Source organism: Nocardioides pollutisoli (genome assembly GCF_040045055.1).
In the GTDB taxonomy this organism is placed as follows: Bacteria; Actinomycetota; Actinomycetes; order Propionibacteriales; family Nocardioidaceae; genus Nocardioides; species Nocardioides tweenelious.
Map to the genome: position 1 here is coordinate 3,031,262 of NZ_JBDZDU010000001.1, position 19,209 is coordinate 3,050,470.

The window sequence follows — 19,209 nt, forward strand, 5'->3', positions numbered from 1 at the left end:
CAACTTTTGGCAATCTCAGGAAGTTGGACCACACGTGCCCGTCATTCTCGACAAGATCCTCCGCATCGGCGAAGGCAAGATCCTGCGCCAGCTCGAGGCGGTCGCGAAGGCCGTCAACGCGATCGAGGACGACTTCGTCGCCATGACCGACGAAGAGCTCCGGGGGATGACCGAGGAGCTCCGCGAGCGCTACGCCAACGGCGAGCCGCTCGACAACCTGATGCCCGAGGCCTTCGCCACCGTGCGCGAGGCGTCGAAGCGGGTCACGGGCATGCGTCCGTTCGACGTGCAGATCATGGGTGGCGCGGCGCTCAACCTCGGCAACATCGCCGAGATGAAGACCGGTGAGGGCAAGACGCTCGTCGCGGTCGCCCCGGCCTACCTCAACGCGCTCACGGGCAAGGGCGTCCACGTCGTCACGGTCAACGACTACCTCGCCAAGTTCCAGTCCGAGCAGATGGGCCGCATCCACCACTTCCTCGGCCTCACCGTCGGCGTGATCCTCCCGGAGATGCGCCCGGACGAGCGTCGCGAGGCCTACAACTGCGACATCACCTACGGCACCAACAACGAGCTCGGCTTCGACTACCTGCGCGACAACATGGCGGGCTCGATCGAGGAGTGCGTCCAGCGCGGTCACCACTTCGCGATCGTCGACGAGGTCGACTCGATCCTGATCGACGAGGCGCGGACCCCGCTCATCATCAGCGGTCCGACCCAGGACGAGGTGCACTGGTACGCCGAGTTCGCCAAGATCGCCAAGACCCTGGTCAAGGACGAGGACTACGAGGTCGACGAGAAGAAGCGCACCATCTCGGTCCTCGAGCCCGGCATCACCAAGGTCGAGGACCACCTCGGCATCGACAACCTCTACGACTCGGTCAACACGCCGCTCATCTCCTTCATGCACAACTCGATCAAGGCGAAGGAGCTGTTCCGCAACGACAAGGAGTACGTCGTCATCGAGGGCGAGGTCCTCATCGTCGACGAGCACACCGGTCGCATGCTCGCGGGTCGCCGCTACAACGACGGCCTGCACCAGGCGATCGAGGCCAAGGAGGGTGTCGAGGTCCGTGAGGAGTACCAGACCCTCGCGACCGTCACCCTGCAGAACTACTTCCGTCTCTACGAGAAGCTCTCCGGCATGACCGGTACGGCCATGACCGAGGCCTCCGAGTTCGACAAGACCTACAACCTCGGCGTGGTCCCGATCCCGACCAACAAGCCGATGGCCCGCGTCGACCAGGCCGACCTCGTCTACCGCACCGAGGAGGCGAAGTACGACGCCGTCGCCCTCGACATCGCGGAGCGGCACGAGAAGGGCCAGCCGGTCCTGGTCGGCACCGTCTCGGTCGAGAAGTCCGAGTACCTCTCCACGATCCTCCGCAAGCGCGGGATCCCCCACAGCGTCCTGAACGCCAAGGTCCACGCCGACGAGGCCAAGATCGTCGCGCTGGCCGGTCACAAGGGCGCGGTCACGGTCGCGACCAACATGGCCGGTCGAGGCACCGACATCATGCTCGGTGGTTCGATCGAGTTCCTCGCCGACGCGGCGCTGCGCAAGAAGGGCCTCGAGCCTGCCGGCGAGACCGCCGAGCAGTACGAGTCCGAGTGGCCGGGCATGGTCGAGCGGATCAAGGCCCAGGTGTCCGACGAGCACGAGGAGGTCCGCGCGCTCGGCGGCCTCTACGTCGTCGGCACCGAGCGCCACGAGTCGCGACGCATCGACAACCAGCTGCGCGGTCGGTCCGGCCGTCAGGGTGACCCGGGCGAGTCCCGGTTCTACCTGTCGCTGCAGGACGAGCTGATGCGGCTCTTCAAGTCCGAGTGGGTCGACCGGGTCCTCCAGGTCCTCAAGATCCCGGACGACGTCCCGATCGAGAACAAGCGCGTCACCAGCGCCATCGCCAACGCGCAGGGCCAGGTCGAGTCGCAGAACTTCGAGTCGCGCAAGAACGTCCTCAAGTACGACGACGTGATGGATCGCCAGCGCAAGGTGATCTACACCGAGCGTCGCGAGGTCCTCGAGGGCAAGGACCTGCAGGAGCAGATCCGCGGCTTCCTCGACGACACCATCACCGGCTACGTCACCGGCGCGACCGCGGAGTTCCCGGAGGAGTGGGACCTCGAGGCGCTCTGGAGCGCGCTGCGCCAGATCTACCCCGTCAGCGTCGAGCTCAAGACGCTCGAGGAGGCGGCCGGCGGCCAGGCCAACATCGACCGCGACGAGCTCATCGAGGTGCTCAAGGCCGACGCGCACGCGGCGTACGACGTCCGCGAGGAGACCATCGGCGAGGAGGTCATGCGTGAGCTCGAGCGACGGGTGATCCTCTCGGTCCTCGACCGCAAGTGGCGCGAGCACCTCTACGAGATGGACTACCTGCGCGAGGGCATCTACCTGCGTGCCTACTCCCAGCGCGACCCGCTGGTCGAGTACCAGCGCGAGGGCTTCGAGATGTTCGCCGCCATGATGGACGGCATCAAGGAGGAGGCCGTGGGCTACCTCTTCAACCTCGAGGTCCAGGTCGAGGCCAACGAGGACGAGGTCGAGGACGAGGAAGAGGTCTTCGAGCCGATGCGTCAGGCGGTGCCCTCGGGCGCTCCTGCCGAGGCCCCGCAGATCCGGGCCAAGGGCCTGGAGCGGTCGCCCACCCCGCAGAACCTCTCCTACTCGGCACCCTCCGAGGACGGTGAGGTCGAGGTCAAGGGCGTCACGGCGTCCAGCGAGGACGACGAGTTCGCTGGTATCGGCCGCAACGACAAGTGCCCGTGCGGGTCCGGCAAGAAGTTCAAGCAGTGCCACGGCCGCCCCGGCGGTCCGACGGGACTCACGGCCCGCATCTCGTAACAGTTCTTCGGTCGAGTAGCGAGCGCCAGCGAGCGTATCGAGACCCGGCCGTGCAAGGCGGCGATCCTGAGGGGTCGCCGCCTTTGCTCGTCTCACCGGGTCTCGGTACACCGCGTCGCGGCCTCGCAAGCTCGGCCGCGGCGGCACTCGACCTGGTAGGCCACGCGCGACGAGCTCCGCTCGCCGACGCTGCCTACGCAAACTCGAGCGCGACGCAGCACCAGCGCTTGTCGGTCCGCTCGAAGCGGGCCGCCACGGCGCGGGAGCGCTCGCCGTACCTCACGTGCACGCTGACCTCGACCGCCTCGCGGGACAGGAAGCAGGTGTGGACGCCCTGCACGCGTGGCCGGACCGGCTGCACCCGTCCCTGACCGGGCTGGTGCCGTCCGGCCCGGGCGACGAGCTGGGCGCGGCGCTCGAGGTCGTCGTAGACCTCCCGGGAGGTCCAGCGCAGCAGCTGGGTGACCGGACGGTCACCGCCGACGATCTCCACGGCGGCCTGGGCGTAGCGGCGTGCCCACTCCTCGATGCTGCGGCGGGTGGGTGCCTCGATCGAGATCACGTCCGCCGAGGTGCCTCCGGCCCGCCAGTCCGGTCGCGGCGGGTCGTGCCGCGGCTGCAGGTCCAGGGCCAGCGTGCCCTGCACGCTCGCCAGGGGCGTCGCCGGCGTCAGGGGTACGACGTTCTCGGTCATGGCTTCCTCCTGGTTCAGTGGAGACGGAGTCGGGTGGCGGGCTGGATGAGATCGGGGTCGGGTCCGATCTGCGCGAGGTTGAGGCGGTACAGCTCGTGGGTGCGGCCAGCGACCTGCGCGTCGCTCGCCCCTGGACCGAGGTCCCGGCTGGCGATCGCCCACAGGCTGTCGCCCGGGGCGACCACCACCTCGGCCGTGCGGTCGCGCGAGCGGACCGGGCCGGTGTGCACGTGCGCGCCGCCGGGGAGGGCCGTCGACACCGCGCGGTCGGGCAGCGGCAGCCCGGCCAGCGAGACCGAGCCGCGAGCCTCGTGCGGATCGCCGGGCGTGGCGATCGCGGGGGTCGCCAGCCCGCCGACCAGTGCGACCCCGCAGGCAGCGAGGACGACCCGGCGGACCGAGGCGGGGACTCCAGGCGTGGCGTCGGTGCGTCCGGTCAGTGCCTCGAGGGCGACGAGGCCGGTGACGAGCCACAGCCAGGAGGCGACGGCGACTGCGGCGACCGCGCAGACCCACACGAGCGCCCGGTCGAGCCGGACCTCTTCGGGCCCGGCCGCGATCGTCGGCAGCAGACAGGCGACCAGGGCTCCTGCGACGACCGTGCTGCCCAGCCAGACCGCCCCGCAGCGGGGGAGCGACGCCGTACGCGAAGTGTCCATGCCCGAGAGTTCCAATGCTTGCGTTTGCTTCTGTTTGATTAAGAAAACGCCTTTTTACCTACGGAGTCAACGGTCTCTCCACAGCTGCCCGGGCGCGCAGCGTCGACTCACGGCCCTGCGCCGCGAGCACCGGAGGCTCAGTGGTCGAGGGGCTCCATCGACACCGTCGCGGACCCGACGATCCGGCCGTCGCCGTCCGTGCCGTTGACGTAGGTGACCGAGACGTCGCCGTAGTAGTGGTAGCGCGAGTCCTGGGAGTTCAGGTTCTGCCCGTAGACGGTGAACCCGTCGCGCGGTTGCTCGTCGGACCCGAGGAAGAAGGCATGGCAGGAGCCGAGAATCTCGTCGCGGTCGTACTGATCACGATCGGCGGACGGGAGCCGGTCGAACGCCTTCTCCATCCAGTTCGCCGCCTCGACGCACGTCTGCTCGCCGTCGGCGAGGTCGACCTCGGACTCCCAGGCTGCGACGTGCGATCCGTGCGCCATGCCCGCGAGGTCGTCGCTGGTGTCGACGGCTTCCCAGCCCTGCCCCGGCGTGGAGATGCTCGTGAAGGCCGCCATGCCGTGTGCGCGATCGTCGTGGTGGACGGTCGTCCAGGCGAACCACGCGGCGACCGCCAGCGCCGCGAGGAGGAACGTCACCACGACCGTCCGGTTCGGCATGGGTCGAGCGTGTCATCCGAGCCCGGTCCGTGCGGTCAGACGCGCGGCAGATCTGTCAGGCTTGGCCCATGGCGTGGGAGGAAGAGCTCTTCGCGGTGCTCGACGACCTCGAGCAGCAGGCCGAGGCGCTCTACGACGCCGAGCGCGAGGTGGACCTCGCCGACCGCAGCCGGGCGGAGTACCAGCAGGTCACGCTCGCCAGCCGGCTGATGGCCACGGCGGGGAGCGAGATCGGCCTCGACGTCCGCGGCGTCGGCGCTGTCACCGGCACGCTGGAGCGGGTCGCGAGCGGCTGGTGCCTGGTGCGCGGGAACGCCCAGGACTGGGTGGTCGCCCTCCCAGCCGTGACGGGCGTGCGTGGTGCCTCGGGGCGCTCGGTCCCGGAGGTCGCGTGGTCGCCGGTGGCGCGTCTCGGGCTCGGCTCGGCGCTGCGCCGGGTCGCCGACGCGGGGGAGCGGTGCGTGCTCCACCTTCTCGACGCGACGTCGTACGACGCGGTGCTCCGGCGGGTCGGAGCGGACTTCGTGGAGGCGACGGTCGGCGACGGCCGCACCGTCCTCGTGCCGTTCGCCAGCCTCGCGGCCGTGCAGAGCCGGGAGTAGGTCTACGTCGCGTCGGCGTCGTACGGCGGGATCTCGCCGTCGCCGAGAGGCCGCAGGCCGCGGCGAGGCGGGCGTACCGGCTCGTCGTCGTCCTCGAGCGCCTCGGCGATGTGCTTGCGGACGATGGTCCTCGGGTCGAGGTCGCGCAGCTCGAGGTCGGCGTACTCCGGGCCGAGCTCGGCGCGCAGCTCGTCCCGGGCGGTGTTGGCCAGGACCCGGGCCTTGCGGACGAGCTGACCGAGCTGACGGGCCATCTCCGGGAGCTTGTCGGGGCCGAACACGAGCACGGCGATCACCGCAAGCACCGTGAACTCCGGCAGGCCGACTCCGAACACGGTCCAGAACCTACTGGGTCAGAACTTGCTGGTGGGGGTGAGGCCGAGCTGCATGCCGGCGAGTCCGCGACCGCGCCCGGACAGCGCAGCGGCGATCGCGGTCAGCACCACGGCACCAGGGGCGGTCGGGTCGGAGTCGACGATCGGCTTGCCGGCGTCGCCGCCCTCGCGCAGCGAGACGTCGATCGGGATCTCACCGAGCACCGGCACGTCGTAGCCGAACCGCTCGGAGAGCGTCGCGGCGACGCGGGCGCCGCCGCCCGACCCGAAGATCTCGAGCCGGTGGTCCGTGCCCTCGGCGGTGCAGTGCGGGCAGGGGAGGAAGCTCATGTTCTCGACGACCCCGACGACACGCTGGTGCATCATCGAGGCCATCGTGCCGGCCCGCTCGGCGACCTCGGCGGCCGCCTCCTGCGGGGTGGTCACGACGACGACCTCGGCCCCCGGTAGGTGCTGGCCGAGCGAGATGGCCACGTCACCGGTGCCCGGGGGCAGGTCGAGCAGGAGCACGTCGAGGTCGCCCCAGTAGACGTCGGCGAGCATCTGCACGAGGGCGCGGTCGAGCATCGGCCCGCGCCAGGCGACCACCTGGTCGCGCCGCGGCTTCAGCATCCCGATCGAGATCACCGAGACGCCGCTGGACGTCGGCACCGGCATGATCAGGTCGTCGACCTGCGTGGGCCGGTGGTCGGCCACGCCGAGCATGGCGGGGACCGAGTGGCCGTAGATGTCGGCGTCGACCACGCCGACCTTGAGGCCCTGCTTGGCCATCGCCAGCGCGAGGTTGACGGTGACCGACGACTTGCCGACCCCGCCCTTGCCGCTGGCGATCGCGAAGACCTTGGTGAGCGAGCCCGGCTGGGCGAAGGGGATCTCGCGCTGGGCCTGGCCGCCGCTCAGGACCTCCTTGAGACCGGCGCGCTGCTCGGCGGTCATCACGCCCAGCGTGAGGTCGACGTCGGTGATCCCGTCGATGCGGGCGACCGCGCCGGTGACGTCGCGGGTGATGGTGTCCTTGAGCGGGCAGCCGGCCACCGTGAGGAGGACGGTCACGTGCACCACGCCGGCGTCGTCGATCTCGACGGACTCGACCATCCCGAGCTCGGTGATCGGACGCTTGATCTCGGGGTCGTTGACGGTCGCGAGAGCGGCGTTGACCTGCTCGAGAAGGGGGGTGCTCATGATCCCCGAGTCTACGTGGAGGACCCGGAGGCCTCGTCGTCGCCCACGTGACTCTGCGCACGCTCGTCGGCGCGTTCCTCGATGTCCTGCAGCAGCGAGCGCAGCTCGGAGCGGAGGAAGTCGCGGGTCGCGACCTCGCCGACCGCCATCCGCAGCGACGCCATCTCGCGCGCCAGGAACTCCATGTCGGCGTGCGCCCGGGCGTTGACCTGGCGGTCCTGCTCGGCGATCACCTTGTCGCGCTGCTCCTGGCGGTTCTGCGCGAGCAGGATCAGGGGCGCGGCGTACGACGCCTGCAGGCTGAGGATCAGCGTCAGGAAGATGAACGGGTAGTCGTCCCACTTCATCTGCTCCGGCGCGAGGGTGTTCCAGCCGATCCAGATGACGACCACGGCGGTCATCCACATCAGGAACCGGGCGGTGCCCATGTAGCGGGCGAACTGCTCCGCGAAGACGCCGAAGGCGTCGGAGTCGTACGACGGCCGCCGGACCAGCGTCCGTCGGGTCTCCTTCGGGGTGTCAAGCCGCGAGCGCGGCGGACGGGACTCAGCCACGGCGCACCCCCTGCGAGCGGTCCGACGAGCGGATCGCCTGGTCGCGCCAGTTCTCAGGGAGCATGTGGTCGAGCAGGTCGTCGACGCTGACCGCGCCGAGCAGGTGCCCGTTGTCGTCGACGACCGGCGCCGCGACGAGGTTGTAGGTGGCCAGGTGGGCGGCCACCTGGTCGATGGTCGCCTCGGGCCGCAGCGGGTCCATCGAGTCGTCGAGGACGCCGGCGACCAGGGTCGACGGGGGCTCGCGGAGCAGCCGCTGGATGTGGGCGACCCCGAGGAAGCGTCCCGTCGGCGTCTCGAGCGGCTGCCGGCAGATGTAGACCAGCGCGGCCAGGGCCGGGGTGAGCTCGGGGTTGCGCACGTGGGCGAGCGCGTCGGCGATCGTGGCGTCCGGCCCGAGGATGACCGGCTCGGAGGTCATCATGCCGCCGGCGGTGTTCTCGACGTACGACATGAGCCGCTTGACGTCGTCGGCCTCCTCGGGCTCCATCAGCGCGAGCAGCGCCGCCGCCGTCTCCGGCGGCAGGTCGGCCATCAGGTCGGCGGCGTCGTCGGGCGACATCTCCTCGAGGACGTCGGCCGCGCGCTCGGAGTCGAGGTGCTCGAGGATCTCGACCTGGTCCTCCTCGGGCATCTCCTCGAGGACGTCGGCGAGTCGCTCGTCGTCGAGGGCGGCCACGACCGCCCGTCGGCGCTCGGGCGGCAGGTCGTGGATCATGTTGGCCGCGTCGGCCGCCCGCATCTCGTTGAGGGACGCGATCAGGTGGGTGGCGCCCTGGGTCTCGTCGCGCTGGGTGAGCCCCTCGACGTCGCGCCACTCGCAGACGTAGGTCTGGCCGCGGCGGCGCAGCGCCTTGGCCGGCTCCTGGAGCGCGACCCGGCTCAGCACCCAGTCCCGGTTGCGTGCCTGCTCCATCGCGACGTCGTACACCGTGCCGGTGACCCCGGTGCTGGGGACCGTGACGGTCTTGTCGAGCATCTGCCCCACCACGAGCGTCTCGGTCGGGCGCTGCTCGAAGCGCCGCATGTTCAGCAGCCCGGTCGTGTAGACGTGCCCGCTGTCGATGTTCGTGACCCGGGTCATCGGCACGAAGATCCGGCGCCGGCCGAAGACCTCGACCACCAGACCGAGGACGCGGGGCTGCTGGACCTCCGAGCGGACCGCCACGACGAGGTCGCGGACCTTGCCGACCTGGTCCCCCTGGGGGTCGAAGATCGGCAGCCCGACGAGCCGGGCTGCGTAGACGCGCGCGGGGGTGGTGCTCACGGAGCCACACGCTACCGGTCAGGGTGGCCCGCCCAGCGCACGGAGGGGCATGTCCGGAGAGACGGTTTTCCGGCGGGTTTCCTACGATTCCGGGCCGTTCGGCCGATGGGTTGAGTGCAGTCATGCCCGGGTAGAGTTCGGGCAGTCTCGTCGGGCACCAGCCCGGCCACCAGGGTGCGGTCACGCAGTGGTCGCGGAAGGATCGCGAGGCCATGTCCAAGCACGCCGATCCTCGTCAGCGCGAGGAGCGGAACGGCGCTGCTGTGGCGACCGTCGTCGTGGTCGGGCTGCTCGGTCTCGTGGTGGCCCTCCTGGCGATCTTCCGGCCCCACACCGACCCCTCGGACGCGGCCCGCGAAGCGGCCCAGAACATCGGGATCGCGACCCCCGGCGGAGGAGGCGCGGCGCCGCCTGCCGGCGAGCAGAAGGTCCTCCAGGCAGCGACCCTCCAGCTCTCGAAGGCCGGCAAGCTCGGCAAGCTGGGCTCCGTCGGCAAGCTCGGCCACCGCCTGCGCAGCAAGACCGAGCGCGTCGCCTCGGCGGAGCCGACCACGTTCCGGGTGGCGACCTTCAACGTCCTCGGCGCCTCCCACACCAATGCCGGCGGCAACAAGCGCGGCTGGCTCCCGGCCTCGGTGCGGATGGGCTACGCCGTCTCCACGCTCGACACGTACGACGTCGACGTCGTCGGGCTGCAGGAGTTCGAGTCGTCGCAGTACCAGACCTTCGCGTCGCGGACCGGGGGCGCCTGGGGCGTCTACCCCGGGCTCAGCGGTGACCCGCGCGCGGTCCGCAACTCGATCGCCTGGCGCAACGACACGTGGGAGCTCGTGCAGGGCTCGACGTTCTCGATCCCCTACTTCCACGGGTCGCAGGTCCCGACGCCGGTGGTCCTGCTGAAGAACATCGCGTCCGGCCGCGAGGTCTACTTCATCAACGTGCACAACCCGGCCACCACGGGCCGCTGGGGCAACAACGAGCGCTGGCGCGACGCCGCCACCGCGATCGAGGTCTCGCTGATCACCCAGCTGCACACGGCCGGCTACCCGGTCGTGCTGACCGGCGACTTCAACGAGCGCGAGGAGGTGTTCTGCCGGGTCACCGGCAGCACCACCATGCACGCCGCCAACGGCGGCTCCGTCGGGACGCCCTGCCTCCCGCCGGGCAACCTCAACGTCGACTGGGTCTTCGGCTCCCCGGAGATCGAGTTCACCGACTTCCTCGCGACCAAGGCGGGCGTGATCCCGCGCGCGACCGACCACCCGCTCGTGGTCGCCGACGCGAGCCTGCTGCCGGACCTGTCCTAGGGCCGCGGCGGAGGTACTACGACCTCCGTACGGGTGGCAATCTGAGTGACAGATGTGACACTAGTGACGACATGCCCCCGGCAAGGAGCTCGCTCGTGACCGTCCGCCCTGCCCGTCCGTCCCTCGTCGCCCTGGTCCTGGGCGCCGTCCTGCTGACCTTCCTGGTCCCGGCCTCGGCGCCCGCCGTCACCCGGTCCGCGCGGGACACCTGGAAGCCGCACGCCGGGCCGGTGTTCAACCGGCCGATCGGCGACTCCGTCCAGCAGCGCCGGCTGCTCGACCGGGTCATCAGCGCCACCGACCACGCGACGCCCGGATCGACCATCCGGATGGCGGTCTTCTCCTTCGGTGACCCGGAGACCGCCGACGCGCTGCTCGCGGCGTACCGCCGGGGGGTGAAGGTCAAGCTCGTCTTCTCCGGCAGCAACGACTACCCCGCGATGAAGCGGCTCCAGGCCGGGATCGGCGACGACATCACGAAGTCGTCCTTCGTCGTCTTCTGCGAGCGCAGCTGCCGGGGCACGCGCGGCGAGATGCACGCCAAGTACTTCGCCTTCTCCCACACCGGCGCGGCCCGGTGGGTGACCATGGTCGGCTCGGTCAACCTCACCCAGTACAACGCCCAGAAGCAGTGGGCCGACCTGTACGTCAAGGTCGACGACCGGCCCTACTGGAAGGCGTACCGCCACTGGTTCGCCCAGCTCAAGCGCGACGAGCCGGTCGACCCGACGTTCGTGCGCCACCACGTCGGCGACACCGAGATCGAGATGACGCCGACCGACACCGGCATCGAGACCGACCCGGTCGCCGACGCGCTGGGCAAGATCCGGTGCGAGGTGCCGATGGGCGAGATCGACCCCGACTCCGAGACGCCGGACGACGTGGTCAGGACCCGCCTCGACATCAGTGCGCACGCCTGGAACGAGGACCGCGGCAAGACGCTCGCCTGGCAGGTCGTCCGCCTCGACCAGGCCGGCTGCCAGGTCCGGGTCTTCTACGGCGTCGGCATGGGTGCCGCCGTGAAGTCCATCCTCGCCAACAACGGCGTCGAGATCAGCAACGGCACCCACAAGGGCATCTACACCCACCAGAAGATGATGATCGTCAGCGGCGGGTACGACGGGCTGCCGAGCACCGTCCGTGCGTGGACGGGGTCCCACAACTGGAGCAACCTGGCGCTGGGCCGCGACGACCTGATCGTCACGGTCGAGGACCAGGCGGACGCCCAGGAGTACGCCGACCGGTTCAACTGGATGTGGAACCACGCCTGACCGATCGTCGGTGGGGGACCGGCAGGGGCATCGGGATAGGCTGACCTGCCGATGTGCGCACCACCCTCTCGACCCGTCCCTCGACCAGCAGGAGTCCCGACGCCGTGATCTCCGCTGCCACGGTCGACGACGCGGGGATCTCCGCCCGGTCGCCGCGCGAGGTCGTCCTCGACGTCTCCTTCGACGGTCGCCGCATCCACTCCTTCTGGCTGCACCGCGACGGGTCCCGCACGGGTCCGCCGGTGCTCGGCACCTGGCAGGTGCCGTGGCCCCCGAGCCTGCGGCGCTTCCTGTCCGGCACCACCCGGGTCACGCTGACCGTCCACGAGACCGGCAAGGTGGTCTTCGACCAGGACGTCACCCTCGGCACCGGCGGCGGCCGGATCGCCGTGGTCAACGCCTCCGGCCAGCCGCTGAGCCTCGACAAGTCGCTGCGCCTGGTGCAGACCTTCGACACCCGCAGCGAGCAGAACGTCCGCCCGCTGCTCGACGCGATCGACGAGGTCCTGACCGCGCTCAAGTCCACCGGTCTCTCGCCGTTCCTCGCCTACGGGACCATGCTCGGTGCGGTCCGCGACGGCCGCCTGATCGGTCACGACAGCGACGCCGACCTCGGCTACGTCAGCGAGCTCGAGCACCCGGTCGACGTGATCCGCGAGTCCTACCGCGTCCAGCGCGAGCTGGCCCTGGCCGGCTACACGATCACCCGCTACTCCGCGCTCGCCTTCAAGGTCGACGTCGTCGAGGGGGACGGGGTCGTCCGCGGCCTCGACGTCTTCGGCGGCTTCATGCGCGACGGCCACCTGCACCTGATGGGCGAGATCCGGACGCCGTTCGAGCGCTCGTGGGTCACCCCGCTCGGCACCGCCCAGCTCGAGGGCCGCGAGTTCCCGGTGCCCGCCGACACCGACCGGTTCCTCGCCGCGACGTACGGCCGGTCCTGGCGCGTGCCGGACCCTGCCTTCCACTTCGAGACACCGCGCGCCACCAACCGCCGCTTCGACGGCTGGTTCCGCGGCATCCGCGTGCACCGCCCGCTGTGGGACCGGGCCTACTCCCGCAAGGTCACCCCGCGTCCGCGCGCCAGCGGCTTCGCCCGCTGGGTCGCCGGTCAGGAGGACGGCGCCGTCCCGGTCGTCGACCTCGGCTGCGGCACCGGCGGCGACGCACTCTGGTTCGCCCGGCGGGGCCACCCGACCACGGGGATCGACTTCGTCCGAAGGGCCTTCGAGCCGGCCGAGCAGCAAGCGGTCGACGAGGGCCTGCCGGCACGCTTCCTGGTCTGCAACTTCCTCGAGCTGCGCCCAACGCTGGCCACCGCTGCGCTCGTGGCCGTCGAGCCAGGCCGCCGGGTCGTCGTCGCGCGGCACCTGGCCGACAACCTCAACCTGCAGGCCCGGCTCAACGCCTGGGCCGCCGCGAAGGTGATGCTCCACGACGGCGGCCGCCTCTACGTCGAGTTCCTCGCCGACGCCGGTGACGGCACCTACGCCCAGCGGCACCGTGCGCACCAGCGCCGCCCCAAGCAGGTGGCCCGCGAGCTGCGCGCGCTGGGTGCCACAATCGTCGAGCGCGAAGTCGTGCGTGTGTCCGACGCCGGTCCCGAAGGACCGAGCGCGAAGATCTGTCGAATGGTGGCGACATGGGAGTGAAGAACGTGGCTCGACGTCTGCGGACGCCGAACGCCGACCTGCGACGCCGGGTCGCCGAGCTCGAGGTCGAGGTCCAGGAGTGCCGCCAGCTCAACCAGCGGCTCGCCGAGCTCACCGACATCGTCACGGACCTGCTCGTGCCGCTCGCCCGCGGCGACCGAGCCGGTCTGGACGAGACCCTGGCCAAGTACCACGAGAGTCTCTGAGCCCGACGTGGTCGAGCGGGTCTACCTGCACATCGGGCTCCCGAAGACAGGGACGACGTACCTCCAGGGTGTCCTGTGGGACAACCGCGACCGCGTACGCCGTGAAGGTGTCCTGCTGCCGGGCGCCGGGCACCACGAGCACCTGTGGGCGGCCCTGGACCTGCAGGAGCGCAAGGGCATCGACCGGCGCGGACCGCGTGCGCGCGGGTCGTGGGGCCGGCTGGTCAAGGAGCTCGCCGGTGCGTCCGGGACCGGGCTGATCACCCACGAGTTCTTCTGCGGCGCCTCCCGTCGCCAGGCCGCCCGTGCGGTCGCCGACCTCGCGCCCGCCGAGGTCCACCTCGTCATCACGGCCCGCCACACCGCGGGCATGCTCGCCGCCGGGTGGCAGGAGATGGTCAAGAACGGCGGCACCGAGCGCCTCGACGAGATCCCGCACCGCAAGGGCGCCGGGTCGGAGTTCAGCTGGCGCACCTGGGACCTGCACGGCGTCCTCGAGCGGTGGGGCGACGTCGTCCCGCCCGAGCGCGTCCACATCGTGCCGATGCCGCGCAAGGGCGAGCCGGCAGACCGTCACTGGCGCAACGTCGCCGGGGTCGTCGGCCTGCAGGGCGACTACCCGTTGCCCGACCGGGCGGCGAACCAGTCGCTCGGCGTGGTCCAGGTCGAGCTGCTCCGACGGGTCAACGGGCACCTCTCGGGCTTCAACGGGCCGGCCAACCGCGGCCGCTGGATCCGCGGGTACCTCGCGGAGGGACAGCTCGCCACCCAGGACGGCGAGCCCTTCGGCCTGAGCGACGACCTCGTGGCCGACTGCCGAGCACGCAGCGAGCGTGCGGTGGCCCTGATCCGCGAGCGTGCGTACGACGTCGTCGGCGACGTCGACAGCCTCCTGGTGCCTGCCGATCTGCCCCCGCAACGGGCCGTCGAGTCGGTGACTGACGCCGAGCTCGTCGATGCTGCCGGCGATCTCATCGCTGCTATGCTCACCGACGTTCGTGAGTTGTCCGTGGGCACGGCCAAACGCCGTGTGCGTCGCCCGGCGAAGACGGCACCCTCTCATTGACCAGTGTCGCGCTCGCGTGACCGGTCGTCTCTGGGGGTGGGCCGGAGCGGCGTGGGGAGACGCTGCCTCCTGCGGCGCGAAGGTGTCGTCGAGGGGTGTGGGCGTGAGATCGAAGTTCCTGGCTCTGGTGGGAGCGGTGGCGTTGAGCGCCACGCTGCTCGCCGTACCCGCCCATGCCGGCGACGGCGGGAGCAGCGGCGGGTCCGGTGGCTCCGGGTCGGCCACGACTCGCTGGACGCCGCCGACGGGCGGGTTCTTCAACAACCCGTGGGGCACCACCGAGGCCAAGTTCAACAACGAGCGCCAGATCGTCGCCGCCATCCAGCACGCGCGCAAGGGCTCCTACATCCGGATCGCGGTCTACTCCTTCGACCGCGTCAACGTCGCCAGCGCCCTCATCGCCGCCCACAACCGCGGGGTCCACGTGCAGGTCCTGCACAACGACCACCAGGTCACCAAGGCGATGATGATGCTGAAGCACGCCTTCGGGGTCAACCGGAGCAAGAAGAGCTTCGACTACACCTGCAAGACCGGCTGCCGCAGCAACCAGGGTGTCCTGCACGACAAGATCTACCTCTTCGAGCACACCGGTGGCGCCCACGACACCGTGATGACCGGCTCGAGCAACCTGACCGGCAACGCCGCGCTGCACCAGTTCAACGACCTGCTGGTCAAGAACGACGTGCCCAACCTCTACAACGCGCTGACCGACCTCTTCAACGAGCTCAAGAAGGACAAGCTCGCGAAGCCGCTCTTCATCTACAAGGAGCTCCGCGACTACCGGCTGTGGATCATGCCGCACCCGAGGACGACCTCCGCGAATGATCCGATCATGGACATCCTGCGACCGGTCGAGTGCCGGGGCGCGACCGACGGCACCGGGACCAACGGGCGCACCAAGATCCGGGTCTCGATGCACGCCTGGAACGGCGACCGCGGCACCTACATCGCGCGCCGCCTGCGCCACCTCTACGCCCAGGGCTGCGACGTCAAGGTGCTGTGGGCGCTCGGCGGCTCCGGGATGGCGCACGTCATCGGGCTGAAGACGCCGCGCGGCCAGGTCCCGCGCCACTCCGACGGCTACGACACCGACTGCGACGAGCTGCACGAGGTCGACATGTACAGCCACCAGAAGTACATGACGATCTCGGGCCACTACGGCGACGAGACCGGGGCGTCGTACGTCATCACGGGCTCCAGCAACTGGACCCACTCCGGCATGGTCGGTGACGAGATCATCCTGCGGGCCAAGGGGCCCCACCTGGTCAACCAGTGGAACGCCAACTTCGACATGATCTGGAACAACTGGTCGCGGGTCGTCGGAGGTCCCGGCGGCTTCCACCCCGAGGTCACGTGCGACGACGATCCCTCCACGACCACGACGTTCGCCCGCGGACGGACGGCCGCCCAGCCGGCACTCCGCTTCTCGGGCGCTCACTGGGAGAGCGACTGATCTCGTGGCCGAGCGGGTGGTCCTGCACGTCGGGACGATGAAGTCCGGGACGACGTTCCTCCAGAACGTCGTGTCGAACAACCGCGACGTGCTGCGCGAGCAGGGGGTCAGCTTCGTCGGCCGCAAGTGGCGCCAGCAGATCAAGGCGGCCCAGGACGTCATCGAGCGCGGCGGCGACAAGCAGCCGCCGCTCGGCCCCGACGGCCCGTGGGCACGGATCCTCCGCGAGATGGAGGAGTGGCCGGGGACGGCGCTCTTCTCGGTCGAGTTCCTCGGCGCCCGCAAGCCCGCCAAGATCGCTCAGATCGCCGCCGCCTTCGGCGACACCCCGCTGACCATCGTGATCACCGCGCGCGACCTCGCCCGCCAGATCCCGAGCATGTGGCAGGAGTCGATCCAGAACGGTGGCCGCGAGACCTGGGACGACTACCTCCGCGCGGTGCGGGAGGAGGCCCCCGGCGACCCGTTCTGGCGGCACCAGGCCGTCGCGAGCTGGGCGAAGCGCTGGTCGGCCGGCGTCGGTGCCGACAACGTCGTGCTCATCACGGCACCGCCGAAGGGCGCACCGGCCGACCTGCTCTGGGAGAGGTACGCCGGGGTGGTGGGCATCGATCCTGGTTCCTGCAGCCTCGAGGTGCCGGCCAACCCGTCCCTGGGCCTCGCGTCGTCGCTCGTGCTCCGCGAGCTGAACGAGGCCCTCGCGAAGGACCCGCTCCCGCGCAACCACTACCACCAGCGCGTGAAGCGGGTGCTCGCCAAGGACGGTCTCGCCCGGCACCGCCGCGACGAGCCCGCGCTCGGTCTCGACGAGCCCTGGGTCTACACCCGCTCGGAGCAGGAGATCGCGGCCCTGCGCAAGGTCGGCTGCCGGGTCGTCGGTGACCTGGCCGAGCTGACGTCGTACCCCGTCCCCGGCGTGCAGCCCTCGGACGTCTCCGTCGAGCAGCAGCTCACCGCCGCGATCCAGGGGCTGGAGCAGACCGTGCGCCATCTCACGTGGGCCAAGGACGGCATCAGCGAGTAAGTTACTGGCGAGTTTTCAACTCTGCCGTGAGTGAAGCCGAACGGAAGGACGTCATGGGCCGCCTGTGCGAGACCGAGGGACTGACCGAGGACCAGAGCGAGATCCTCAAGGCGGTGCGGACCTTCGTCGACGAGAAGATCCTCCCGGTCGCGACCGAGCTGGAGCACGCCGACGAGTACCCCACCGAGATCGTCGAGGGGCTCAAGGAGCTCGGCATCTTCGGCCTGATGATCCCCGAGGAGTACGACGGCCTCGGTGAGTCGCTGCTGACCTACGCGCTGTGCGTCGAGGAGATCGCGCGCGGCTGGATGAGCGTCTCCGGCGTCATCAACACCCACTTCATCGTCGCCTACATGCTCATGAAGCACGGCACCGACGAGCAGAAGCAGAAGTACCTCCCGCGGATGGCGACCGGCGAGGTCCGGGGCGCGTTCTCGATGTCGGAGCCGTCGCTCGGCTCGGACGTCGCGGCGATCAAGACCAAGGCCACCAAGACCGACGACGGCGGCTACTCGATCACCGGTCAGAAGATGTGGCTGACCAACGGTGGCAGCTCCAACCTGGTCGCGGTGCTCGTGAAGACCGACGAGGGCGAGGACTCGGTCTACAAGAACATGACGACGTTCCTGGTCGAGAAGGAGCCGGGCTTCGGCGAGACCGCCCAGGGTGTCACCGTGCCCGGCAAGATCGACAAGATGGGCTACAAGGGCATCGACACCACCGAGATGGTGTTCGAGGGTCACGAGATCTCGGCCGACCAGATCCTCGGCGGCGAGCCCGGCAAGGGCTTCTACCAGATGATGGACGGCGTCGAGGTCGGCCGCGTCAACGTCGCCGCGCGCGCGGTCGGCATCGCCAACCGCGCCTTCGAGCTCGGCGTCACCTACGCCCAGACCCGGGAGACCTTCGGCAAGCCGATCGCCGAGCACCAGGCGATCCTCTTCCGCCTCGCGGAGATGGCGACCAAGGTCGAGACCTCCCACGCGATGATGGTCCGCGCCGCCCGCAAGAAGGATCGCGGCGAGCGCAACGACGTCGAGGCCGGCATGGCCAAGATGGTCGCCTCGGAGTACTGCAACGAGGTCGTCCAGGACTCCTTCCGGATCCACGGCGGCTACGGCTACTCCAAGGAGTACGAGATCGAGCGGCTCTACCGGGAGGCGGCGTTCATGCTCATCGGCGAGGGCACCTCGGACATCCAGAAGATGATCATCGGCCGCAGCCTGCTCAAGGACTACAAGCTGCGCTGAGCGTGACGCCCGTGTGCTAATGAGGCGTATGTGACGGATGGGGCGGTACAGTGCTGCCGTCCCCTGGTGGTGGTCGGGTGCCATCGCCACCTTCCCTGGAGGATCCGATGCACGCCCTTGCCGACCCGCGCGCCCGCCTGCGCCTGCTCTCCGTCGCGACCCTGTTGCTGGGCATGGTGCTCGGCATGGTGGTGCTGCGCGTCGCCGGTGGCACCGGCGGGGATGACGACGCGTCCGCTCAGCTCGCCGAGGGCAAGGCCACGACCAGCCCGACGACGACGCCGACGACGACACCCACGCCGGGGATCGCGACCAGCTTCAAGATGAGCTCGCTCAACGCGCTCGGCGCCATCCACACCAAGCCCGGCGGCAACAAGCACGGGTGGGCGAGCGGCGAGCAGCGGATGACCTGGCTGACCCAGGTGATCCGGAAGAAGAACATCGACGTCATGGGCCTCCAGGAGTTCGAGCTCCCGCAGTACAACGCCTTCATGGCCCAGCTCGGCACCGAGTACGCCACCTTCCCCGGGCTCCTGTGGGGCAACAAGGCGATGCGCAACTCCGTGGCCTGGCGGCTCGACACCTGGGAGCTGGTGAGCACGAGCTGGATCAAGGTGCCCTACTTCCACGGCACGATCCTGCGGGCACCGGTGGTCCTGCTGCGCAACATCCAGACCGGGCAGCAGGCGTACTTCTCGTCCTTCCACAACCCGGCGGACACCCGCGGCAACGCCCAGAAGTGGCGCAACCAGGCCACCGACCTCGAGATCGCGATGGTCAACCGGCTGCGGGCCCAGTCCGGGCTCCCCGTCTACGTCACCGGGGACATGAACGAGCGGGACCAGTACTTCTGCAAGATGACGTCGGGCACCGACATGGTGTCGGCCTCCGGCGGCTACAACGACTCCTCCGGCTGCGGGCCGACCCGCCCGACGTACATCGACTGGATCTTCGGGTCGGCGGAGACGTCGTTCTCCGGCTTCCAGGCGTTCCGCAGCAAGAAGGTCCAGAAGTCGACGGACCACCCGATGATCATCACCAAGGCCGAGCTGCCCCCGGTGATCGTGCCGCCGGACTGCCCGACCACGACCCCCACGCCGACCCCCACGCCCACACCCACGCCCACGCCGACGCCCACCGGTCCGCGCCAGCCGTAGCGCCGGATCTCGGTCGA

At 70.0% G+C, this 19,209-nt stretch carries 18 protein-coding genes; 11 read left to right on the top strand and 7 right to left on the bottom strand.

What is annotated here, in order from left to right; translation table 11 throughout:
• Positions 1 to 34: 34 nt before the first annotated feature.
• Positions 35 to 2,848 carry a preprotein translocase subunit SecA gene (gene secA / locus ABLE68_RS14850; protein WP_348872368.1) on the top strand — a complete coding sequence of 938 codons (2,814 nt, stop codon included), beginning with the start codon at positions 35 to 37 and terminating at the stop codon, positions 2,846 to 2,848.
• Between the two features lie 193 nt (positions 2,849 to 3,041).
• Here secA and ABLE68_RS14855 read toward each other — a convergent pair whose 3' ends face one another.
• The 3 genes from ABLE68_RS14855 to ABLE68_RS14865 all read right to left on the bottom strand — a co-directional run bounded on the left by ABLE68_RS14855 (position 3,042) and on the right by ABLE68_RS14865 (position 4,866).
• A complete protein-coding gene (locus tag ABLE68_RS14855; RefSeq protein WP_348872371.1) occupies positions 3,042 to 3,542 on the bottom strand; it encodes an Rv3235 family protein in 501 nt (166 codons plus the stop codon).
• Positions 3,543 to 3,556: 14 nt separating this feature from the next.
• Positions 3,557 to 4,201 carry a LysM peptidoglycan-binding domain-containing protein gene (locus ABLE68_RS14860; RefSeq protein WP_348872372.1) on the bottom strand — a complete coding sequence of 215 codons (645 nt, stop codon included), beginning with the start codon at positions 4,199 to 4,201 and terminating at the stop codon, positions 3,557 to 3,559.
• Positions 4,202 to 4,338: 137 nt separating this feature from the next.
• A complete protein-coding gene (locus ABLE68_RS14865) occupies positions 4,339 to 4,866 on the bottom strand; it encodes a hypothetical protein (RefSeq protein WP_348872374.1) in 528 nt (175 codons plus the stop codon).
• Positions 4,867 to 4,934: 68 nt separating this feature from the next.
• On the opposite strand from ABLE68_RS14865, the gene ABLE68_RS14870 reads away from it, so the two are divergent.
• Positions 4,935 to 5,468: a hypothetical protein gene (locus ABLE68_RS14870; protein ID WP_348872376.1), complete on the top strand. Its 534-nt coding sequence runs from the start codon at positions 4,935 to 4,937 to the stop codon at positions 5,466 to 5,468.
• A 2-nt stretch (positions 5,469 to 5,470) separates the two neighbouring features.
• Here the strand turns inward: ABLE68_RS14870 and ABLE68_RS14875 are convergent, their stop codons facing one another.
• The 4 genes from ABLE68_RS14875 to ABLE68_RS14890 are packed head-to-tail and all read right to left on the bottom strand — an operon-like array spanning position 5,471 to position 8,806.
• Positions 5,471 to 5,803 carry a sec-independent translocase gene (locus tag ABLE68_RS14875; RefSeq protein ID WP_348872378.1) on the bottom strand — a complete coding sequence of 111 codons (333 nt, stop codon included), beginning with the start codon at positions 5,801 to 5,803 and terminating at the stop codon, positions 5,471 to 5,473.
• 18 nt (positions 5,804 to 5,821) lie between these two features.
• On the bottom strand, positions 5,822 to 6,985 hold the full coding sequence (locus ABLE68_RS14880; RefSeq protein ID WP_348872379.1) for an Mrp/NBP35 family ATP-binding protein: 1,164 nt from the start codon (positions 6,983 to 6,985) through the stop codon (positions 5,822 to 5,824).
• A gap of 11 nt (positions 6,986 to 6,996) precedes the next feature.
• On the bottom strand, positions 6,997 to 7,539 hold the full coding sequence (locus tag ABLE68_RS14885) for a DUF1003 domain-containing protein (RefSeq protein WP_348872380.1): 543 nt from the start codon (positions 7,537 to 7,539) through the stop codon (positions 6,997 to 6,999).
• Entirely contained in the window at positions 7,532 to 8,806 is a 1,275-nt protein-coding gene (locus ABLE68_RS14890) for a magnesium transporter MgtE N-terminal domain-containing protein (protein ID WP_348872381.1), read from the bottom strand. Before ABLE68_RS14890 ends, ABLE68_RS14885 begins: the two co-directional genes overlap by 8 nt.
• Before the next feature lie 212 nt (positions 8,807 to 9,018).
• Between ABLE68_RS14890 and ABLE68_RS14895 the strand changes: the two genes are divergently transcribed.
• From ABLE68_RS14895 to ABLE68_RS14935, 9 genes are all read left to right on the top strand, one after another.
• A complete protein-coding gene (locus tag ABLE68_RS14895) occupies positions 9,019 to 10,113 on the top strand; it encodes an endonuclease/exonuclease/phosphatase family protein (protein WP_348872383.1) in 1,095 nt (364 codons plus the stop codon).
• A gap of 95 nt (positions 10,114 to 10,208) precedes the next feature.
• On the top strand, positions 10,209 to 11,384 hold the full coding sequence (locus tag ABLE68_RS14900) for a phospholipase D-like domain-containing protein (protein WP_348872386.1): 1,176 nt from the start codon (positions 10,209 to 10,211) through the stop codon (positions 11,382 to 11,384).
• Between the two features lie 53 nt (positions 11,385 to 11,437).
• Entirely contained in the window at positions 11,438 to 13,036 is a 1,599-nt protein-coding gene (locus ABLE68_RS14905; RefSeq protein WP_348872387.1) for a class I SAM-dependent methyltransferase, read from the top strand.
• A complete protein-coding gene (locus tag ABLE68_RS14910) occupies positions 13,027 to 13,242 on the top strand; it encodes a DUF6752 domain-containing protein (protein WP_348872388.1) in 216 nt (71 codons plus the stop codon). Before ABLE68_RS14905 ends, ABLE68_RS14910 begins: the two co-directional genes overlap by 10 nt.
• A 7-nt stretch (positions 13,243 to 13,249) precedes the next feature.
• Positions 13,250 to 14,308, top strand: a complete 1,059-nt coding sequence (locus ABLE68_RS14915; RefSeq protein ID WP_348872389.1) for a hypothetical protein — start codon at positions 13,250 to 13,252, stop codon at positions 14,306 to 14,308.
• Between the two features lie 103 nt (positions 14,309 to 14,411).
• On the top strand, positions 14,412 to 15,761 hold the full coding sequence (locus ABLE68_RS14920) for a phospholipase D-like domain-containing protein (RefSeq protein WP_348872391.1): 1,350 nt from the start codon (positions 14,412 to 14,414) through the stop codon (positions 15,759 to 15,761).
• 4 nt (positions 15,762 to 15,765) lie between these two features.
• The gene (locus ABLE68_RS14925) at positions 15,766 to 16,785 is read left to right on the top strand and encodes a hypothetical protein (RefSeq protein WP_348872392.1); all 1,020 of its coding nucleotides are present in this window, start codon (positions 15,766 to 15,768) and stop codon (positions 16,783 to 16,785) included.
• A gap of 53 nt (positions 16,786 to 16,838) precedes the next feature.
• Positions 16,839 to 18,035 (top strand): acyl-CoA dehydrogenase family protein, encoded by a 1,197-nt coding sequence (locus ABLE68_RS14930; RefSeq protein ID WP_348873284.1) that lies wholly within the window; start codon positions 16,839 to 16,841, stop codon positions 18,033 to 18,035.
• A 107-nt stretch (positions 18,036 to 18,142) separates the two neighbouring features.
• A complete protein-coding gene (locus tag ABLE68_RS14935; protein WP_348872393.1) occupies positions 18,143 to 19,192 on the top strand; it encodes an endonuclease/exonuclease/phosphatase family protein in 1,050 nt (349 codons plus the stop codon).
• Positions 19,193 to 19,209 lie beyond the last annotated feature (17 nt).

What these genes read in the sequence shown, in the direction of transcription:
- ABLE68_RS14855 (WP_348872371.1), bottom strand. Translation starts at nt 3,542, where the DNA reads ATGACCGAGAACGTCGTACCCCTGACGCCGGCGACGCCCCTGGCGAGC.
- ABLE68_RS14860 (WP_348872372.1), bottom strand. Translation starts at nt 4,201, where the DNA reads ATGGACACTTCGCGTACGGCGTCGCTCCCCCGCTGCGGGGCGGTCTGG.
- ABLE68_RS14865 (WP_348872374.1), bottom strand. Translation starts at nt 4,866, where the DNA reads ATGCCGAACCGGACGGTCGTGGTGACGTTCCTCCTCGCGGCGCTGGCG.
- ABLE68_RS14870 (WP_348872376.1), top strand. Translation starts at nt 4,935, where the DNA reads ATGGCGTGGGAGGAAGAGCTCTTCGCGGTGCTCGACGACCTCGAGCAG.
- ABLE68_RS14880 (WP_348872379.1), bottom strand. Translation starts at nt 6,985, where the DNA reads ATGAGCACCCCCCTTCTCGAGCAGGTCAACGCCGCTCTCGCGACCGTC.
- ABLE68_RS14895 (WP_348872383.1), top strand. Translation starts at nt 9,019, where the DNA reads ATGTCCAAGCACGCCGATCCTCGTCAGCGCGAGGAGCGGAACGGCGCT.
- ABLE68_RS14910 (WP_348872388.1), top strand. Translation starts at nt 13,027, where the DNA reads ATGGGAGTGAAGAACGTGGCTCGACGTCTGCGGACGCCGAACGCCGAC.
- ABLE68_RS14930 (WP_348873284.1), top strand. Translation starts at nt 16,839, where the DNA reads ATGGGCCGCCTGTGCGAGACCGAGGGACTGACCGAGGACCAGAGCGAG.
- ABLE68_RS14935 (WP_348872393.1), top strand. Translation starts at nt 18,143, where the DNA reads ATGCACGCCCTTGCCGACCCGCGCGCCCGCCTGCGCCTGCTCTCCGTC.